This window comes from Streptomyces sp. NPDC048659, from assembly GCF_040650575.1.
In the GTDB taxonomy this organism is placed as follows: Bacteria; Actinomycetota; Actinomycetes; order Streptomycetales; family Streptomycetaceae; genus Streptomyces.
Window position 1 is genome coordinate 67,758 of the sequence record NZ_JBEZHM010000021.1, and the last position, 19,249, is coordinate 87,006.

Below are 19,249 nucleotides of genomic sequence, written 5' to 3' on the forward strand. Positions count from 1 at the left end.
AGATTTACTCGGAAGTAAGGTTACCGACCGGTTCTCGACGCGCGAGGAGCCGCACGTGCCCGCCCCCCAGTCGCCGCCCGCCCCGCCCGGTCCGCCGGGCCCGCCGGCCCCCACGCTGGTCCGCGTCGACGGGACCGTACGCGAGGCGTCCGTCCCCGCCCTCGTACCGCCCGTACGGCGCGGCTCGCTCGCCGACCTGCCGTACACCACCGCCCGCGAGGAACCGGCGGCCGTGCTCTTCGCCCGCAAGCGGCCCGACGGATCCTGGGCCGACGTGACCGCCTCGGCCTTCGCGGCCGAGGTGCACTCCGTCGCCAAGGGCCTCATCGCCCAGGGGCTGCGGCCCGGCGACCGGCTCGCCCTGATGGCCCGCACCCGCTACGAGTGGACCCTGATCGACTTCGCCGCCTGGGCCGCCGGACTCGTCACCGTCCCGGTCTACCCCACCTCCTCGGCCCACCAGACCCGCTGGATCCTGGCGGACTCCGGCGCCGCCGCCTGCGTCGTCGAGGACACCGCCCAGGCCCGGCTGGTCTCCGCCGAACGGCGCGGACTCCCCGCCCTGGCCCAGCTCTGGGTGCTCGACACCGGCGCCGTCGACCAGCTCCGCAAGGCCGGGGCGCACGTCCCCGACGAGGCCGTCACCGCCCGGCGCGGACTGCTCACCCCCGAGACCCTCGCCACCCTCGTCTACACCTCCGGCACCACCGGCCGCCCCAAGGGCTGCGCGCTCACCCACGGCAACTTCCTCGCCGAGACCGACAACGCCGTCGCCCTGCTCCACCCCGTCTTCAAGGCGGCCACCGGCGAAGCCGCCGCCACCCTGCTCTTCCTGCCGCTCGCCCACGTCTTCGGCCGCGTGGTCGCCATCGGCTGCGTCCGGGCCCGGGTGACGGTCGGCCACTGCCCGTCCGTCGAGAGCGACGAACTCCTCGCCGATCTGGCCTCGTTCCGCCCGACCTTCCTCCTCGCCATCCCGTACGTCCTGGAGAAGGTCTTCCACACCGCCCGCGCCACCGCCGAACGCGCGGGCCGCGCCGCCTCCTTCGACCGCGCCGCCCGGACCGCCGAGCGGTACGGACAGGGCAGCCCCCCGCTGGCCGTGCGCGCCGCCCACGCCCTCTACGAGCCGCTGGTCTACCGCCGGATCAGGGCCGCGCTCGGCGGGCGGGTCCGGCACGTGGTGAGCGGCGGCTCGGCGCTGGGCGCGCGGCTCGCCGCCTTCTTCGCCGGGGCCGGGGTCGAGGTCTGCGAGGGGTACGGCCTGACGGAGACCACCGCCGCCGCCACCGTCACCCCGCTCGGCGCCCCCTGCCCCGGCAGCGTGGGCGCCCCGCTGCCCGGCACCGCCGTGCGGATCGCCGACGACGGGGAGATCTGGGTCAAGGGCGGGCACGTCTTCGCCGGTTACTGGGACTCCCGGCGCGGGGTCGCCCTGCCGTACACCGACCGGGGCTGGTTCCCCACCGGCGACCTGGGCGCCCTGGACGAGGCGGGGCGGCTGCGGATCACCGGCCGCAAGAAGGACGTCATCGTGACCTCCACCGGGAAGAACGTGGCCCCCGGCCCGCTGGAGGACTGGCTGCGCGCCCACCCGCTGGTCGCCCAGTGCATGGTGGTCGGCGAGGGCCGCCCGTACGTCACCGCGCTCGTCACCCTCGACCACGAGGGGCTGCTGCACTGGCGGCACATGCGCCGCAAGGACCACCTCGCCCTGTGGGAGCTGGCCGGCGACGAGGAGATCACCGCCCTGGTCCAGCGCGCCGTCGACGAGGCCAACCGGCTGGTGTCGCGGGCCGAGTCGATCCGCGCCTTCCGGGTGCTGACCCGGGAGTGGACCGAGGCGGGCGGGCACCTCACCCCCTCGCTGAAGCTGCGGCGGGGGGCGGTGCTGCGGGACTTCGCCCGGGAGATCGAGGAGATGTACGGAACGCCCCGGGTCCCTTGAGGGGGGCCCGGGGCGTTCCGTACGGCGTTCGTCGGCGTCAGCCGGTGGGTCAGCCGATGTAGTACCCGGCGAGGTCGGCGATGAGGTCGACGCTGCCGGTGTGGTTGTAGAGGGTGATCTGGCCGTCCTTCACGGGGACGACGACCAGGTTCGGGACGGTCTGGCCGGCCGTGAAGTTGAGGTTCGAGACGGACGGGCGGGCGGCGCCGTACGGGTAGGCGGAGACGAAGCCGGCCGCGGTGGGGTTGGTGACGGTGATGTTCAGGACCACGGCGGAGTACCGGGAGCCTACGGACAGACTCACGGTCTTGCCCGCGCCGACCTTGGCGGGCGTGCCGCCGAGACCGGTGCCGTCGCGGGTGTCGAGCAGGCGGCGGGGCTGCGAACCGGTGAAGACCGAGCCGACGCCCTTCTTGTAGTAGCCGGCGACGTCGGCGAGGAGGTCCACCGTGCCCGCGCGGTTGTAGAAGGTGATCTTGCCGTCCTGGACCGGGACGATGACCAGGTTGGGGACGGTCTTCCCGGCGGTGAAGTTGAGGTTCGACGCCGAGGGGCGGGCGGTGCCGGCCGGGTAGACGGAGACGAAGCTCGTCGCGGTCGGGTTGGTGGCGGTGACGTTGAGGGCCACGGCGGTGACGTCCGGCTCGGTGACGGGCAGCGTGACGGTGCCGCCCGCGCCGACCTTGCCCTTCGCGACGCCGGTGCCGTCACGGGTGTCCATGAGCCGCTTGGGCGTGACGGGCTGGTAGGCCGAGCCGCCGGTGCCCTCGGTGTAGTAACCGGCCACGTCGGCGAGCAGGTTCACCGAGCCGGAGCGGTTGTAGAAGTGCACCTTGCCGTCGACGACGGGCAGGGTGACCAGGTTGGCGCTGGTCTGGCCCGCCGTGAAGTTGAGGTTCGAGGCGGAGGTCCGCCGGGTGCCCGAGGGGTAGGCGGAGACGAAGCTGCCCGCGGTCGCGTCGGTCGCGGTGACGTTGAGGACGACCGAGGTCACGCCGGTGGCCGGGACCGGGGCGGTGCCGGTGACCTGGAGGGTGACCGTCTTGTCGGCGCCCACCTTGCCCTTCGGGACGCCGAGGCCGGAGCGGGTGTCCATGAGGCGGGTGGGGGCGACGGGGTGGTAGGTGCCGGGGAGGCTGGTGACGCCGACGTCGAAGGCCCACAGGGTGCCGTTGGCACGGAGGTCGGCGCCGGAGCCGTTCGCGGGCTTCGCGGTCAGGTGGTACGTGTACTGGCCGTCCTCGACGCCTCGGCCGAGGTCGTCGCGGCTGTCCCAGTCGACCGCGACACCGGCTCCGTTGCCGGTGGTGCCGCGGTAGGTGCGGACGGTCTTGCCGCTCGCGTTCTTGATCTCGACGGTCCAGGCGCCGACGGCCCGGGAGGCGCGCCAGCGCAGCTGGGTGGTGCCGCCGTCGTACTGGGCGGAGTGGGTGTCGAGCAGGGTGAGCGGCTGGGGGGCCACGGGCACCCGCTTGACGTGGACGGCCCGCTGGGCGTCGACGAAGGCGACGTTGGCGCCGAACTTGTCGACGGTCCAGGAGGTGCCGCGCTCGTCGGCGTCTGCCCAGGCGGGGACCTCGGCGAGGTCCGAGGTCGTGCCGGTCGTCGCGTCGGTCAGCAGCAGCTTGCGGGCGACGGTGTCGTGGCGGACCACGAAGCCGTCGCCGAGCAGCGACATGCCGAAGGCGACGGGGACGTTCTTCTTGGCGGTCCGGTCGTAGACGCCGGCCTTCGCCTCCGCCGAGCAGGCCCAGTAGAGCCAGCGGCCGACGGCCTGGAGCTCGGAGGGGGTGCAGCCGGAGCCGATGTTCACGGCGGCGGAGGTCGCCTTGGTCGTCAGGTTGTAGGAGTTGACCGTGCCCTTGGCGGGGCCGGGCTTCCACACCTGGTCGGCCCAGAGGGCGGCGGGGCCGGTGAGGGTGTACGGGACCTCGGGGTCGTTGACGTTGGTGACGTCGAGGTCGGCGACGTACCTCGTGGCGCCGTTCCTGGCCAGCACGTAGCGGCCGGCGGCGTCCTCGACCGTGGCCGTGGCGGGCAGGTGCGCGGAGCGGAAGGAGTTCTCGGTGGTGGGCGCCTGGACCCAACTGCCCGCGCCGAAGACGCTCTCGCCGTCGCCGAGCGAGCGCAGGCCGAGCGGGGCGCTCATGAGTCGCTGGCGCAGCTTGGGCGCGGTCGCCGAGGGGGTGCCGGTCGCGGCGGTGTCCACGTCGAACAGCGAGGGGCTGCTGCCCCGGGCGGCGTCGGCGAGGTAGCTCAGCCGGCCGCCGCCGAGCGCGATGCCGCTGTAGACCGCGGGCATCGGGGCCACCGTGCGCACGGTGGCCGTGCGGAGCGTGCCGTCTCCGGCGGCGGTGATCCGGTGGACCGCCCAGTCCTTGGCGCTGGAGCCGCCGACGGCCAGGACGCCGCCGTCCGTCCCGTAGGTGAGGAAGGTCGTCGCGGCGGGCAGGACGTCCGTCGCCGGGCCGCCGCCGAGCGGCACGGACCGGAGCTTCTGGCGCAGCACGCCTCGGTCGTCGTAGGACGGGGTGTTGCGGACGAACAGCGCCTGGCCGCCGACCACGGCGAAGGAGGTGGCGTACAGGGGGTCGTGGTCCGGGGCGACCGTCGTCACCGGGGTGGCCGAGGCGTCCGCGCGGGGCACCGTGGTGAGGGTGTTGCCGGAGGGCGACCAGCCGAGGACGTGGTCCCCCGAGAGCCGGAGCTGGGTGGCGCTCTCGAAGCCCTTGGGCAGCGCGGTCAGGGTGGCGCTCGCGTAGTCCAGGTAGTAGCGGACGGCGCTGCCCCGGGCGCGCAGCAGGGCGCCCCTGGCGTCCTGGGTGGCGGTGCCGAACAAGGCGAGCATGCCCGTGTCCGCCGTGATCCCGGTGACCGGTGTCGCGGTGGCGGTGCCGTCCTTGACTCGGGTCAGCGTGAGCGCGGTGGTGACGCCGTCCTTGTCGGTGCGGGTGAGCCAGCCGTCGGAGGTGTACGCGCCGAAGAAGATGTCCCCATCGGGCACCGTCACCGGGGTCCGGGCGCCGGTCGCGAGGTCCACGATGGTGCCGGGCTTGACGGCGGGGTCGAGGTAGAGGCCGGAGTGGCCGTACTGGGCGGCGGTGGGCACCGGGGTGGAGGTCCCCGTGGCGGCGTCGGTCCAGAACAGCCCGGCCGTGCCGACCTCGCCGTACGCGTAGCCCGTGGGTCCCGCGTGGTACACGGTCGCGGAGCGCGGCGCGAACGCCCCCGGGTTCGGGAGGACGACCTCGTCGGCGGCGGGGGCGGCGGGTGCGTCGGCGGCCAGGGCGGCCGGCGCGGTCGCGGCGGCGAGTCCGGCCGTGATGCCGAGGGCGGTGGCGGCGGCGAGCGTGCGGCGCGAGCGCACGCGGGCGCGTGTGGTCAAGAGAGGTCCCCTCCGTGAAGCCCGGTCGGGCGGGGACGGGTGGCCGTCGTTCCGCGCGTGTGCCGCGCGGCCCCCTCAGGCTCTTCCCGTCCGATTGCATGATCGTAACAGCGCCGCCGGAAGCGAAGAAGAGCGTTTCGAACGGGTTCAGTAGGTACGGAGCCTCTTGCGCGCCGCCCCCTCGGCGTGCTGCGCGTACGGGGGCGGCTCAGTCGAAGGGGCTCAGCCCCGCCCCAGCACCACCGTCCCCGAGGAGCAGAACCAGCCCCCCGTCCCCGAGGCCACGGCCAGCTCCGGCAGCGAGCCGTCCGGCCGCCGCACCTGCCGCCCCGGGGCCTCGCCGCGCAGCTGCCGCACCGCCTCGACGAGCAGGAACAGGCCCCGCATCCCCGGGTGGCAGGCGGAGAGGCCGCCACCGTCGGTGTTGACCGGCAGCCGCTCGCGCCGCTCCTTGTCCTGGAAGAAGGCGCCGCCCTCGCCCTTGGCGCAGAAGCCCAGGTCCTCCAGGGTCACCAGGGTCATGTAGGTGAAGGCGTCGTAGATCTCGGCGAGTTCGATGTCGGCGGGGGTGACACCGGCCCGCTCGAAGGCCAGCCTCCCGCTGACCGCCGCCGGGGAGACGGTGAAGTCCTCCCACTCCGACATCGTGGTGTGCGAGACGTGCTCGCCGGTGCCGAGGATCCACACCGGGGCCTTCGCGGTGTCCGGCACGTACTCCTCGGCGGCCAGCAGCACCGCGCAGCCGCCGTCGCTGCGGATGCAGCAGTGCAGCTTGGTGAAGGGGTCCGCGATCATCGGCCCGCCGAGCACGTCGTCGACGGTGACCGGGTCCCGGAACATCGCCTCCGGGTTGAGCGCCGCGTTCGCCCGCGCCTGCACGGCCACCTCGGCGAGCTGCTCCAGCGTCGTGCCGTACTCGTGCATGTGGCGGCGGGCGGCCATCGCGTACTTGGCGATCAGGGTGTGCCCGTACGGCGCCTCGAACTGGAGCGGGCCCCGGGTGCCGAAGGAGAGGTTGGAGGTGCGGCGCCGGGCCTTGATGTCGGCGCGGGCGGTGGAGCCGTAGACCAGCAGCACCGCGTTGGCGTGGCCGGCGGCGATGGCGTCGGCGGCGTGCGCCGCCATCACCTCCCAGGTGGCGCCGCCGACGGCGGTCGAGTCCACCCAGCGGGGCCGCAGCCCCAGGTACTCGGCGACCTCCACCGGGGCGAGGGTGCCGAGCCCCGCGGAGGCGAGGCCGTCGATGACGGAGCGGTCGAGTCCGCTGTCCGCGAGGGCGCGGCGGGCGGCCTGGGCGTGCAGGGCGTACGGCGTGGCCTCGTCGACCCGGCCGCAGTCGGAGAGGGATATGCCGACGACGGCGACGCGGCGGCGGTCCCCTGAAGTGGTGGGCATGAATCTGACGGTACATCAGATTTCTTGGATCCGGCCCGGGTCGCCCGCCCTCGCGGGCTGTGTTTCTCGGGCTCACCGCTCTAACATGACGCCCCGTCAGTTACGGAGGGGAGCCCCATGCGTACCGCCGCCGTCACCGAAGAGCAGCAGGAGATCCGCAGGACCCTGCGCGAACTCCTCGCCAAGCGGGCAGGACCGGCCGAGATCCGCGCCGCCGTCACCACCCCCGAGGGGTACGACACCGGGCTCTGGGCCACCATGGCCGGCACCCTCGGCCTGCCCGGACTCGCCCTGCCCGAGGAGTACGGGGGAGTCGGCTGCGGCCCCGCCGAGCTCGCCCTCGCCTGCGAGGAGACCGGCCGCGCGCTCGCCCCCTCCCCGCTGCTCGCCACCGCCGTCCTGGCGGCCCCGCTGATCGCCGCCCTCGGCACGGAGCGGCAGCGCGCCGAACTCCTGCCCCGGATCGCCGACGGCTCGCTGACCTGCGCCCTCGCGGTGCCGGGCGGCGCGCTGCCGCTGGCCCTCGGGCTCACCGGGGACAACGCGGCCGAGCCCTGGGCGGGCGGCGGGCGCTCCGGCGGCGTCCAGGCCACCCGGCCCGCCGGGGGCGAGGGCTGGTCGCTGTACGGGGAGGCCGTGCACGTCCTGGACGGGCACAGCGCCGGGCTGCTGCTGGTCGCCGCGCACGCGGGCGGCTTCCCGCGCAGCCGCACCCTGCTCTTCCTGGTCCACCCGGCCGACGCGGGCCCCGGCCTGGTCCGCCGCCGCCAGCCCGCCCTCGACCTCACCCGCTCCCAGGCCACCGTCCAGCTCAGGGACGTGCCCGGGGAGCTGCTGGGGGAGTGGGAGGACCCGGCGGAGGCGGGACGGGGGGCCGGGGAGGGCGGGGACGCCGGGGAGGGTACGGGCGCGGGTGCGGGGGCCTCCGCTCCCTCGGCCGCAGGGCGGCCCGCCGCCCGGTCGTCCTCCGCGTCCCCCGCCGCCCCCGTGCCCCCCGTCCTCGCCGCGCTCGCCGCCGCCGGGCGCACCGTCGCCGTCGCGCTCGCGGCCGAGGCGGTCGGCGCCGCGCGGGCCGCCCTGGACCGCACCGTCGAGTACGTCGGCACCCGCGAGCAGTTCGGGCGCCCGGTCGGCTCCTTCCAGGCGGTCAAGCACCGGCTGGCCGACCTGCTGGTGCAGGTCGAGTCGGCCCGCTCGCTCACCCTCTGCGCGCTGCTCGACGACGCCGAGCCGGAGGCCCCCGCGCTGGCCCTGGCGCAGGCCCTCGACGCGCTGCGGTCGGCCGCCGCCGAGACCGTGCAGCTGCACGGCGGCATCGGCGTCACCTGGGAGCACGACGCCCATCTCTACTTCAAGCGCGCGGCGGCCGACGAGCTCCTCTTCGGCCCCGCGCACCGGCTGCGCGCCCGCGCCGCCGAACGCGGCGGACTCTTCGGAGAGGTGGCCTAGATGCCGATCGGACTGCGGATGATGCAGAAGGTCTCGTCGACCCGGACCTTCGCGAAGGTCGCCCCGCACTTCATCCCGGCCATGGACAAGGCCGTGCACCGGCTGACCCGGGGCAAGGTGATGCTGAGCGCGCGGATGCTGCCGGGGGTGGTGCTCACCGCCAAGGGGGCGAAGTCGGGGCAGCCCCGGGTCACCCCGCTGGCCTGCATGCCCGAACCGGCGGACGGCACCTGGCTGCTGGTCGGCTCCAACTTCGGCCGCCCGGGGCACCCGGCCTGGACCGGCAACCTGCTGGCCCACCCGGACGCCGAGGTGAGCTGGCGCGGCGAGAGCTTCCCCGTACGGGCCCGGCTGCTCACCGGCGAGGAGCGGGCGGCGGCCTGGCGGGCGGCGCTGGAGTTCTGGCCGCCGTACGCGGCCTATCAGGCCCGGATCGACCGGGAGATCCGGCTCTTCCGGCTGACCCGTACCCCGGCGGCCCCGCCTCAGGGCTGACCGGGGCCGACCCGCCGCCGACAGGACGACGGCGGCGGTCCGGGGCTCGTACGGGAACGAGCTCCGGGCCGCCGCCGGCGCGACAGGACGGGTGAAGGCGAGCCCCGCGGGCTCGTGCGGGCTACTTCGTCGGCTTCTTGCCCGTGATCCCCAGGTGCACCAACAGGGCGAGGTTCGGCTTGAGTTCGGCCTGCTTCACGCCCCAGGTCTGGAAGCCCTTCTGGTGGCCGGCGACCGAGGCCAGCATCGCCACCAGGGAGCCCGCCATCGCGGCGGGGCTGACGTCCTTGTCGACCTTGCCCTTCGCCTGGAGCTCCTTCACCGCGTCCGTCAGGGAGTTGGTGACCGAGTTCAGGATCTTCATGCGGATCTTGTAGAAGCGCTTGTCGCCCTCCGCGGCCCCGAGGTCCACCACCCGCAGGATCGCGTCGTGCTTGCGCCAGAAGTCCAGGAATCCCTCGACGAGTTCCTCGGAGGTCTGCCAGCCGGCCTTGCCGACCCAGGAGCGGCCGGCGACCAGTTCGGTCAGTCCCGCGCCTTCCTTGGCCATTTCCTCCGCGATTTCGAGGACGGCGCCCTCGACGTCAGGGAAGTACTGGTAGAACGTCGCGGGTGAAGTACCCGCCTTCCGGGCCACGTCGATCACCTTGACGTCCCGGTAGGGCGAGGAGCTGAGCATCTCGCCGAGGCAGTCGAGCAGCTTCTGCCGCGTCGCCTGGCCGCGTCGTCCGGCCACGCGGCCGTCGACGGTGCGTACTTGTCCTGTCATGCCGTCAGCTTACCGAGGGGTGATCGGGGCGCGATTCGGCCGACTGCAAATGGGTATCAGGCCCCGGATCGGCGGCTCCGTCCCCGATAGGCTTATTAACAGCCTGTGGACAACTTCGGTGGACAACGACCCCGGAACCCTTGTGGGACAAGGGCTCCGCACCCCATAAGCGCACATATGTTCGTATTTGGGAGGGTGGGGGACAGGCGGGACGCGGGGACGGACCCTAGCGTGGGGCCATGGCCGTATTCACACAGGGCACCCCCTGCTGGGTGGACGCGCAGCTCCCCGACCTCGAAGCGGGCAGGCGCTTCTACGGCGAGCTCTTCGGCTGGACCTTCGGCCCCGGCCGCGACGACGCCCTCGCCGCCGACGCCCTCCTCGACGGCGCCCGGGTCGCCGGGCTGCTCGCCAAGCACGACGGCCGGATGCCCACCACCTGGACCGTCCACCTCGCCACCCGCGACGCCGTCGCCCTCGCCGCCCGGATCGAGGCCGCCGGCGGGCAGCTCGTCATGGCGCCCTACCCCGTCGGCCGCTCCGGCGTCCGGGCGCTCGCCGCGGACCCCGGCGGCGCCGTCTTCGGCCTGCGCCAGCCGGGCGACGGCGCCGGTGACGACGGCTTCGAGGCCGTGAACCGGCCCGGCGCCTTCTGCTGGATGGAGGTGTACACCCGGGTCCCCGAGGCGGTCGACACGTTCTACGCCACCGTCTTCGGCTGGCTCGGCCGCCAGGCCGACCCCGCCGCCGAGGGCCGCGACGGCGCCTTCGACTACCGCGTCTGGTCCCCGCCCGGCTCCCGCCCCGGCGACGACAGCGCCTTCGGCGGCCGGGCCCTGATGACCGGCGCCTTCCCCGCCGAGCTGCCCGGGCACGTCCTGCCCTACTTCGCCGTCCGCGACTGCGACACGGCCTGCGCCACCACCGCCCGGCTCGGCGGCCGGGTCGCCACCCCGCCCTTCGACACCCCGCACGGCCGGATCGCCGTCCTCCACGACAACCAGGGCGCCCGCTTCGCCGTCCTCGCCGAACCGGCCGCCTGACCGGGTGCCTGATCCGGGCCTGGCCGCCGTCTGATCCGGGCCCGACCACCGCCGGACCCGCCGCCTGACGCGCCGCCGGACCCCCCGCCCGACGCGCCCGCGCGGGCGCCGGTCCGCGTGCCCGCGTGCGCGGTGATATGCCCGGGGACACCCCGATCCGCCCCCGGGTTCGCCACCACCGCCTCGGACAGGAACAATCAGGTTCCACGGGGCCGTACCCTCATGGCCCTACGGGGAGGTGGCAGGCAAGTGGAGCAGCTGACGCAGCACGACCCGAGACGGATCGGGCCCTTCGAGGTGCTGGGCCGGCTCGGCGCGGGCGGAATGGGCCTCGTCTATCTCGCGCGCTCGGCGTCCGGCCGGCGCGTGGCGATCAAGACCGTACGGACGGAGCTCGCCGAGGACCAGCTGTTCCGCGTCCGCTTCACCCGCGAGGTCGAGGCCGCGCGGGCGGTCTCCGGCTTCTACACGGCGGCCGTCGTCGACGCCGACCCGCGCGCCGCCGTGCCGTGGCTGGCCACCGCGTACGTACCGGCGCCCTCCCTCGAAGAGATAGTGAACGAGTGCGGGCCGCTCCCGGCCCAGGCGGTGCGCTGGCTCGCCGCCGGTGTCGCCGAGGCCCTCCAGTCCATCCACGGCGCCGGGCTCGTCCACCGCGACCTCAAGCCCTCCAACGTCCTCGTCGTCGAGGACGGCCCCCGGGTGATCGACTTCGGCATCGCGTCGGGCGTCTCCAACACGCGCCTGACCATGACCAACGTCGCCGTCGGCACCCCCGCCTACATGTCCCCCGAGCAGGCCCGCGACTCGCGCAGCGTCACCGGCGCCAGCGACGTCTTCTCGCTGGGCTCCATGCTGGTCTTCGCGGCCACCGGCCACGCCCCCTTCCACGGCGCCAACCCGGTCGAGACCGTCTTCATGCTGCTGCGCGAGGGCCCCGACCTGACGGGCCTGCCGGACGAGCTGCGCCCGCTGATCGACTCCTGCATGAAGACGGACGTCGCCCAGCGCCCCACCCCGGCCGACCTCCAGGCGCAGCTCGCCCCGCACCTCTTCGGCGCGGGCGGCGACGACAGCGGCACCGCCGCGGCCTGGCTGCCGCAGCGCGCCACCGCCATGATCGAGGCCCGCCGCGGCGGACGCCCCAACCCGCCGCCGCCCCCGGCCGAGCCGCCGATGCCGCCGCGCCCGCCCCGGCAGCCCGCCGACTGGGGCGGCGACCCGCGCGCGGACCGGCCCGCGGCCCCGTACGGCGACCGGCCCGGCGGCGGGCGGCACGCCGGACCCGCCGCCGCCCCGGTCTCCGTGCCCGACACGGGTCCGGTCCGGCTCGGCGCCGCCCCCGTCCCGATCGGGCCCGGCCCCCGGGTCGCCGACACCCGCGCCGCCGTCGGCGTCGGCCTCGGCGCCGCCGCGGGCACCGCCACCGGCTGGATCCGCCCGCCCGGCGGCGGCGCGGGCACCGAGCCCGGCCCGCCGCCCGGCTCCCGCCCGCTGCCCGGCCCCGCCCGCGCGCCCGAGGCCCCGCCGGTCCCGCCCGCGCCCGAGGCGCCCGGCCACTGGCGGCCCTGGCGCTTCCGCATGTCCAACGACGTGTGGGGCACCCCGGTCGTCGACGGCAACCTGCTCTACGTCACCTCCTTCGAGGTGCACGCCCTGGACACGGCGAGCGGCCGGCGCCAGTTCAAGACCCGTGACGTGGCCTGGTCCATGGCGGTCGCCGGCGGCCGGATCCACGCCTCCGACGGCCCCACCCTGTACGCGCTCGACGCGCTGGACGGCTCGGAGCGCTGGCGGCTGCACACGGACGCCTGGGTGTACTCCCTCCAGGTGGACCGGGGCACCGTCGTCACCGGCACCCGGGGCGGCGGCGTCCAGGGCTGGGAGGCGTCCAGCGGCGCCAGGCTCTGGGAGATCACCGGCGCCCAGACCGACTTCGAGACGCCGGAGGGCGGGCCCGCCCTGCACGGCGACACCGTGTACGTGTGGCGCGACGCCCGGCTCCAGGCGCTCGACACCCGCAGCGGCGCCGAGCGCTGGTCCTACCCGGTCGGCGACGCGGCCTCCTGCGCGCAGGTCCCGGTCCGGGTGGCCCCGGCGGAGGACGGCTGCGTGTACGTCGCGGCCGGCACCCGGGTGCTGTGCGTGGACATCGCGACCGGTCACGTCCGCTGGCACTTCGAGGCGCCCGCCGTCTTCCTGGCGCCGCCCGCCTTCGCGCCCGGCCCGGCGGTCACCGGCGGCGGGGTCTACCTGGTCGACCACCTCGGCACGGTGTACGCGCTCGACGCGACCACCGGCAAGGACCGCTGGCGGATCGCCACCGAGCCCCGCCAGTCCACCGAGCCGGTGCTGGTCGCCGCGGGCAACGTGCACGTGGGCAGCGGCAGCGCGCTCTACACGCTCGACGCGGTCACCGGCACCCCGAAGTGGCGGTTCGCGGCGGGCGGCGAGCTGATCGGCGCCCCCGTCGTCGCCGACGGCCGGGTGCACTTCGGCTCGGCCGACCACGTCCTGTACACGCTGGACGCGACGGGCGGCCAGCTCCGCTGGAAGCTCGCCACCGGCGGCGAGATCACCGGCTCGCCGGTGGCCAGGAACGGCGTCGTGTACGCGTGCAGCAAGGACCGCTGCGTCTACGCGCTGGACGCGGTGAAGGGCACGGCGACCAACCGGGGCGCGTGAGACCGGACAGGCCCTAAGCCCGGTGGCCCGGCGGCGGCGGGTCCTCGTCGCGCGCCGGGTCCCACGGCACGTCCGTCGAGGGCGGCGGGGCGACGTCCGGGGGGCCGTACGCGTAAGGCTGCCCGGCCTCCGGCCCGTACCCGGCCTCGGGCGCGGCCGGCTCCGGCGCGCGGTCGACGCGGCCCGCGCGGGCGCGGCGCCCGCGGCCCGACATGACGACGGCGCCGATCAGCAGCAGCGCCGCGCCGCCCAGGGCGTTGGAGACCCCGTCGCCGAGCCCGCGCCCGTCGGCTCCGATGACGAGGCCGTCCTGGACCTGCGCGACCCGCACCATCCACAGCACGGTGAAGCCGAGCACGACCAGGCCCGCGAGGGCGACGAGCAGGCGCGAGCGCAGCAGGACGCCGATGAGGGTGAGCAGCGCGGCGAAGGCGAAGGGGAGCAGGATCGAGGAGACGAGCGCCGACTTCGCGTCGGTGATGCCCGTGAAGAGCTCGTCGATCGCGTAGTCGCGCCCGTGACGGCCGTCGTACCAGGCACGGAAGGGGCTCAGAACGGCGGCCGTCGCTCCGGCGAGGGCCAGCACCGAGCCGACGACGTTGCGGATCATCGATCGGCCTCCTGGGTGCTCCGGCTCTCGCTGTCGACGCTACGCCGGGTCGGGGAGCCCTGCCAGGCGGCGGCGCCCCCGGCGCTAGGGTGACGCGGACACGTCGAAGGGCGACGGGGGGAGTGACGGGGGAGTGGGGAACATGATCCGCACGCGCGTGAAACTGGCGGCGACGCTCACGGTGGTGGTGCTCGCGCTGACCGGGTTCCAGACGAGCAGCGGCGGCGGCCACGGGGGCGGCAGCGGCAAGTCGGGCAAGAGCCGCAGCGGCAGCGGCGGCAGCAGCAGTGACGGGGGCGGCGGCTGCTCCAGCTCCAGGAAGAGCAACGACGACTACGACCAGGACGAGGGGAGCGGCTCGGGCGGCACGGACGCCGCCACGGACACGCCGACGCCGAGCTCCTCGCCGACGCCGGACGTCTACGCCACCGTCACCGACTGCGTGGAGCCCGCGCAGAAGAAGCGCAAGGGCAAGCCCGCCCGCAAGGAGGACACCACGGCCACGGTCGAGCTCACCTCGGACGAGTGGGAGACGAAGACCTTCCGCGTCGAGGTGGACTTCCTGGACGCGTCGGGGAACGAGGCGGACCGGGCCGAGACCGTGGTGACCGTCGAACGGCGGGGGAAGAAGACCTTCGAGGTCGCGATGCGCGACCCGAAGGCCGTCGGCCGGGTGAAGGAGTGCGAGGTGCGGGAGGTGACCGAGGTGCCGAAGTCCGCCACCCCGACCCCTACTCCGACCGCTACCGCTACCGCGTCCGGTACCCCGTAGCCCGCCCGGTGAACAGCCCGGCCTGCCGCTCCGGCGGCAGGTTGCCGAGCGCCACCAGGTGCGGGGCGTGGGCGAGGGCCTGGGCGCGGGCGGTCTCCTTGGCCGACCACAGCGCCCGGACGGTGCCCTGGACCGCCTCGGTCGGGTGCCCGGCGACGACGGCCGCGGCGGCCACGGCGGCGGCGAGCGCCCCGCCCGGGGCGGTCAGCTCGGAGACCAGCCCGGTCTCGTAGGCCCGCCGGGCGGAGATCCGCTCGGCGGCGCCCATCAGGGCCATCCGGGCGATCTCCCCGTACGGCATCCGCTGCGCCATGTGGATGGTCTCGAAGGCGGAGACCATCCCGTAGGTGGTGTGCGGGTCGAAGAAGGCGGCGTCCTCGCCTGCCACCAGGAACTCGGCCTCGCCCAGCAGGTAGAAGGCCCCGCCGCAGGCCATCCCCTCCACCGCGGCGATCACCGGTTTCCACAGGTCGTTGGCCTTGGGGCCGATCGCGAGGAGGGGGTCGTCGATCGTGTACGGGGAGGAGGGCTGCGGCACGTCGGCGGCGGCCGTGCGGTCGATCCCGGTGCAGAAGGCCCGGCCGCCGGCGCCGGTGACGACGATCGCCCGGACCTCGTCCTCGTAACGGAAGCCGCGCCAGGTCCCGGCGAGGGTCCGGGCCATCTCCAGGGTGATCGCGTTGTGCTTCTCGGGCCGGTCGAGGGTGACGACGGCGACGCCGCTCTCCTTGTCGCGCTCGACGAGGATCCCGGGCCCGCCGCTCATCCGCGCTCCAGCAGCCAGCGCGGCACGGTGACCCCGTCGGTCTCGGTGAACGCGACCTTCACGGCCGCCCCGATCCGCAGCCGCGCCGGGTCCACGGAGTTCAGCGGGGCGTCGGGGGCGGCGACGACGTTGCCGACGAGGCGGATGCGCGGGTTCTCGGCGAGCTCGACGAGGACGGCGTTGTACGGGGCGAGTTCGGCGTAGTCGGGGAGCAGCGGCGGGTGGGGCAGGACGTAGGACCAGATCCGGCCGCGCCCGGACATCAGCCGCCACTCGCTGTCGAAGGACCGGCAGTGCGGGCAGCAGGGGCGGGGCGGGAAGCGGAGTTCGCCGCAGTCGGGGGCGGCGCACGCCTGGACGCGGAGTTCGCCGCGGGCCGCGTACTCCCAGAAGGGGGCGCCGTCGTCGTCGGTGACGGGGGTGAGCAGGGCCATGGGGTCAGCTCCTCAGCAGGATCGCGGACGTGGGGACGCCCTCACCGGCGGTGACCAGGCAGGTGGCGGCGTCGGGGACCTGGGCGGTGGAGACGCCGCGGAGCTGCTTGACCCCCTCGTTGATGAGGTTGAAGCCGTGGACGTACGCCTCGGAGAGGCCGCCGCCGCCGGTGTTGAGGGGGAGCCGGCCGCCGATCTCCAGGGCGCCGCCCTCGGTGAAGGCCGCTCCCTCGCCGCGTCCGCAGAAGCCGTAGCCCTCCAGGGAGAGCGGGATGAGGGGGGTGAAGGCGTCGTAGATCTGGGCGACGTCGATGTCCTGGGGGCCGAAGTCGGCCTGCTTCCACAGGTGCCGGGCGGCGGTCCAGGCGGGTCCGGAGAGCGGGTCGTCGTTCCAGTAGTTGACCATGCCGTGGTGCTGGGCGGGCAGGCCCTGGGCGACGGAGTGCACGTAGACGGGCTTCTGGCGGCAGTCGCGGGCGCGTTCGGCGGAGACGATCACGCAGGCGAGGGCGCCGTCGGTCTCCAGGCAGTTGTCGAAGAGGCAGAGGGGCTCGCTGATCCAGCGGGAGGTCATGTACATCTCGCGGGTCAGCGGGCGCTCGTACATCATCGCGGCCGGGTTCTGGTTGGCCCGGTTGCGGCAGGCGAGGGCGACGTTGAAGAGGTGGTCGCGGGTGGCGCCGTACTCGTGCATGTAGCGGCGGGCGAGCATCCCGATCTCGTCGGCGGGGCGGAGCAGCCCGAAGGGGCGGGTCCACTGGCCGGGGGTGGGGAGCTGGACGGCGGTGTTCTTCCAGGGGCGGGGGCCGCTGCCGCGCTTGCGGGAGCGCCAGGCGACGCCGACGGTGGCCTGTCCGGTGGCGATGGCGGAGGCGAGGTGGCCGACGGTGGCGCAGGAGCCGCCGCCGCCGTAGCCGACCTTGGAGAAGAAGGTGACGTCGCCGGCGCCGATGGCCTTGGCGACCTCGACCTCGTCGGTCTCCTCCATGGTGTACGAGGCGAAGGCGTCGACCTCGGAGGGGGCGATGCCGGCGTCGTCGAGGGCGGCGAGGATCGCCCGGCAGGCGAGCGTCCGTTCCGATTCCGGGAGCTGTTTGGCGAAGGGGGTCTGGCCTATGCCGACGATGGCTGTTGCGTCCTTGAGCACGTGGTCCTCCCGGCCCGGCAGCACTGCTGACAGCGCGTCAGGCTACAGCTAATCTGACGGATAGTCAGCTACGGGAGGGGTGGGCGATGGAGTGGGGCTCGATACCGCAGTTGGTGCGCGGGGCGGCCGAGCGGTACGCGGAGCGCGAGGCGGTCGTCGACGGCCGCACGCGGATCACGTACGCGGAACTCGGCGAGCGCGTCGAGCGCGCGGCGGCCGCCTGTCTGGCCGCCGGGATCCGCCCCGGGGACCGGGTCGGCATCTGGGCGCCCAACACCCTGGACTGGATCGTCTCCGCGCTCGGCGCGGTCACCGCGGGCGCGGTCCTGGTCCCGCTGAACACCCGCTTCAAGGGCGCCGAGGCCGCCGACGTGCTGGCCCGCTCCCGGGCCAGGCTGCTCTTCGTCACCGGCACCTTCCTGGGCACCTCGTACGTGGCCTCGCTGCGCCGCGCGGGGGTGGAACTGCCCGATCTGGACCGGGTGGTGGTCTTCGGCGACACCGCCCCCGAGGACCCGGGCTACACCACCTGGAAATCCTTCCTCTCGGAGGGGAACGACGTCCCGTCCGCCGAGGTCCGGTCCCGGGCGGCCACGATCCGCCCCTCCGACCCCTCGGACATCATCTACACCTCGGGCACCACCGGCCGCCCCAAGGGTGCCGTCATCACCCACGAGCAGACCCTGCGCTGCTACGCCCTGTGGAGCGAGCTCGCCGGGCTGCGCGAGGGCGACCGCTACCTCATCGTGAACCCCTTCTTCCACACCTTCGGCTACAAGGCCGGCGTCATCGCCTGCCTGCTGCGGGGCGCGGTGATGGTCCCGCAGCCGGTCTTCAACGTGGACACCGTCCTCGCCAACATCGCCGCCGAGCGGATCACCGTCCTGCCCGGCCCGCCCACCCTCCACCAGTCCCTGCTCGACCACCCGGCCCGCGGCGGCCACGACCTGTCCTCGCTGCGGCTGGTCGTCACCGGCGCGGCGGTGGTCCCGCTCCAGCTCGTGGAGCGGCTGCGGGGCGAGCTCGGCGTGGGCACGGTCCTCACCGCGTACGGCCTCTCCGAGGCGAGCGGCTTCGTCTCGATGTGCCGCCGCGGCGACCCGCCGGAGGTGATCGCGCGCACCTCGGGCCGGGCCGTCCCCGGCACCGAGCTGCGGCTGTCCGACTCGGGCGAGGTGCTGGTCCGCGGCTTCCACGTGATGCGCGGCTACTTCGAGGACGAGGCGGCGACCGCGGCGGCCGTCGACGCGGAGGGCTGGCTGCACACGGGCGACGTGGGCGTCCTGGACGAGGCGGGCAACCTGCGCATCACCGACCGGATCAAGGACATGTTCATCGTCGGCGGCTTCAACGCGTACCCCGCGGAGATCGAGCAGCTGATCGGCCTGCACCCGGACATCGCCGACGTGGCCGTCGTCGGCGTCCCCGACCCCCGCCTCGGCGAGGTCGGCAAGGCGTACGCGGTCCGCCGCCCCGGCTCGACCCTGACGGCGGACGACCTGATCGCCTGGTCCCGCCGCGAGATGGCCAACTACAAGGTCCCGCGCGAGGTCGAGTTCGTCCGCGAACTCCCGCGCAACGCGAGCGGCAAGGTCCTGAAGGGGACGCTGCGGGGGCGGTGAGCGGGGGCGGTGAGCCCAGGCGCCGACGGGGGCGTCGACGCAAAAGGGCCCGGAACCGGTTGTGCCGGTCCGGGCCCTCCCCCCTGCGCGCGCGTGGCGTGCCTCGTCCGGGTGGTGCGGCGGTCCCCACCGCCGGTGCTCCCGGACGTGATCGATCATCGCGGACCTCGAACGCGAGTGCGAGGAGCGCTCGCGTACTTCGTCAGGTCGGAGCTCCGCGCGTCCCCCGTGACGTGCGACGGAGGGACCGGACCGGTGGCCCGGCCCCTCCGCCCTGGTCGTCCGCCCCCCTGCCGCACCGGACCGTGCCCCACGGATCCCCCCGACCCGGGGGCGTCCCCCGAACCGGTGCGGCCTTGCTCTGCGGACGACCACGGCCCCGGCGACTCCCCCGATGGCGTCGCCGGAACCGTCCCCGTGGCGTGCGGTCTAGAGCGCCGGCTTGGCCGGCTCGGACGTGGCGTGCATGTCCATGGTCGTGATCTCGCCCTCGGGCCTGGCCGTCACCTTGGCGGTGATCGCGTCGACCGCCGGCTCGGACGTGGCGTGCATGTCCTTGGTGACGATCCCGCTCTCGGAGCCGCCCGTGGCGTGCATGTCCTGAGGCTTGGCGACCGGGTTCTTCTCTATCGGGTTGCTCATCTCGTCTGCTCCTGCCTGAAGGGTGGGGACGCGGCACGTGATCCGTCCGGCCGTTCCCCCGTGAAACCAGCCGGACGGATCCTTCAT

General features: G+C 74.6%; 15 protein-coding genes. 7 read left to right on the forward strand and 8 right to left on the reverse strand.

The window, feature by feature from the left end; all coding sequences use genetic code 11:
• The first annotated feature begins 115 nt into the window (after positions 1–115).
• Positions 116–1,948 carry an AMP-dependent synthetase/ligase gene (locus AB0C99_RS18355; protein ID WP_362476104.1) on the forward strand — a complete coding sequence of 611 codons (1,833 nt, stop codon included), beginning with the start codon at positions 116–118 and terminating at the stop codon, positions 1,946–1,948.
• Positions 1,949–1,997: 49 nt separating this feature from the next.
• Here the strand turns inward: AB0C99_RS18355 and AB0C99_RS18360 are convergent, their stop codons facing one another.
• Positions 1,998–5,333, reverse strand: coding sequence for a FlgD immunoglobulin-like domain containing protein (locus AB0C99_RS18360; RefSeq protein ID WP_362476029.1), 3,336 nt, complete (start codon positions 5,331–5,333; stop codon positions 1,998–2,000).
• Positions 5,334–5,555: 222 nt separating this feature from the next.
• The gene (locus tag AB0C99_RS18365; RefSeq protein ID WP_362476031.1) at positions 5,556–6,728 is read right to left on the reverse strand and encodes an acetyl-CoA acetyltransferase; all 1,173 of its coding nucleotides are present in this window, start codon (positions 6,726–6,728) and stop codon (positions 5,556–5,558) included.
• 117 nt (positions 6,729–6,845) lie between these two features.
• Between AB0C99_RS18365 and AB0C99_RS18370 the strand changes: the two genes are divergently transcribed.
• The gene (locus AB0C99_RS18370) at positions 6,846–8,177 is read left to right on the forward strand and encodes an acyl-CoA dehydrogenase family protein (protein WP_362476033.1); all 1,332 of its coding nucleotides are present in this window, start codon (positions 6,846–6,848) and stop codon (positions 8,175–8,177) included.
• Positions 8,178–8,672, forward strand: a complete 495-nt coding sequence (locus AB0C99_RS18375; RefSeq protein ID WP_362476035.1) for a nitroreductase family deazaflavin-dependent oxidoreductase — start codon at positions 8,178–8,180, stop codon at positions 8,670–8,672.
• A 121-nt stretch (positions 8,673–8,793) separates the two neighbouring features.
• Here the strand turns inward: AB0C99_RS18375 and AB0C99_RS18380 are convergent, their stop codons facing one another.
• Complete coding sequence (locus AB0C99_RS18380; RefSeq protein WP_362476037.1) at positions 8,794–9,441, reverse strand: TetR family transcriptional regulator; 648 nt, start codon at positions 9,439–9,441, stop codon at positions 8,794–8,796.
• A gap of 239 nt (positions 9,442–9,680) precedes the next feature.
• Between AB0C99_RS18380 and AB0C99_RS18385 the strand changes: the two genes are divergently transcribed.
• Positions 9,681–10,484 carry a VOC family protein gene (locus AB0C99_RS18385; RefSeq protein ID WP_362476039.1) on the forward strand — a complete coding sequence of 268 codons (804 nt, stop codon included), beginning with the start codon at positions 9,681–9,683 and terminating at the stop codon, positions 10,482–10,484.
• A gap of 249 nt (positions 10,485–10,733) precedes the next feature.
• Positions 10,734–13,169 carry a PQQ-binding-like beta-propeller repeat protein gene (locus AB0C99_RS18390; RefSeq protein ID WP_362476041.1) on the forward strand — a complete coding sequence of 812 codons (2,436 nt, stop codon included), beginning with the start codon at positions 10,734–10,736 and terminating at the stop codon, positions 13,167–13,169.
• A gap of 13 nt (positions 13,170–13,182) precedes the next feature.
• On the opposite strand, the gene AB0C99_RS18395 is transcribed toward AB0C99_RS18390, so the two are convergent.
• The gene (locus AB0C99_RS18395) at positions 13,183–13,779 is read right to left on the reverse strand and encodes a hypothetical protein (protein WP_362476042.1); all 597 of its coding nucleotides are present in this window, start codon (positions 13,777–13,779) and stop codon (positions 13,183–13,185) included.
• Between the two features lie 142 nt (positions 13,780–13,921).
• Here AB0C99_RS18395 and AB0C99_RS18400 point away from each other — a divergent pair, with 142 nt between their 5' ends.
• A complete protein-coding gene (locus AB0C99_RS18400) occupies positions 13,922–14,551 on the forward strand; it encodes a hypothetical protein (RefSeq protein WP_362476044.1) in 630 nt (209 codons plus the stop codon).
• Here AB0C99_RS18400 and AB0C99_RS18405 read toward each other — a convergent pair.
• The 3 genes from AB0C99_RS18405 to AB0C99_RS18415 are packed head-to-tail and all read right to left on the reverse strand — an operon-like array spanning position 14,529 to position 16,898.
• A complete protein-coding gene (locus tag AB0C99_RS18405) occupies positions 14,529–15,317 on the reverse strand; it encodes an enoyl-CoA hydratase/isomerase family protein (protein WP_362476046.1) in 789 nt (262 codons plus the stop codon). The genes AB0C99_RS18400 and AB0C99_RS18405 overlap by 23 nt on opposite strands.
• Entirely contained in the window at positions 15,314–15,751 is a 438-nt protein-coding gene (locus AB0C99_RS18410; RefSeq protein WP_362476047.1) for an OB-fold domain-containing protein, read from the reverse strand. Before AB0C99_RS18410 ends, AB0C99_RS18405 begins: the two co-directional genes overlap by 4 nt.
• 4 nt (positions 15,752–15,755) lie before the next feature.
• A complete protein-coding gene (locus AB0C99_RS18415; RefSeq protein WP_362476048.1) occupies positions 15,756–16,898 on the reverse strand; it encodes a lipid-transfer protein in 1,143 nt (380 codons plus the stop codon).
• An 86-nt stretch (positions 16,899–16,984) separates the two neighbouring features.
• Here AB0C99_RS18415 and AB0C99_RS18420 point away from each other — a divergent pair, with 86 nt between their 5' ends.
• Positions 16,985–18,520 (forward strand): FadD3 family acyl-CoA ligase, encoded by a 1,536-nt coding sequence (locus AB0C99_RS18420; RefSeq protein WP_362476049.1) that lies wholly within the window; start codon positions 16,985–16,987, stop codon positions 18,518–18,520.
• Positions 18,521–18,949: 429 nt separating this feature from the next.
• Here the strand turns inward: AB0C99_RS18420 and AB0C99_RS18425 are convergent, their stop codons facing one another.
• Positions 18,950–19,162, reverse strand: a complete 213-nt coding sequence (locus AB0C99_RS18425; RefSeq protein WP_362476050.1) for a hypothetical protein — start codon at positions 19,160–19,162, stop codon at positions 18,950–18,952.
• Positions 19,163–19,249 lie beyond the last annotated feature (87 nt).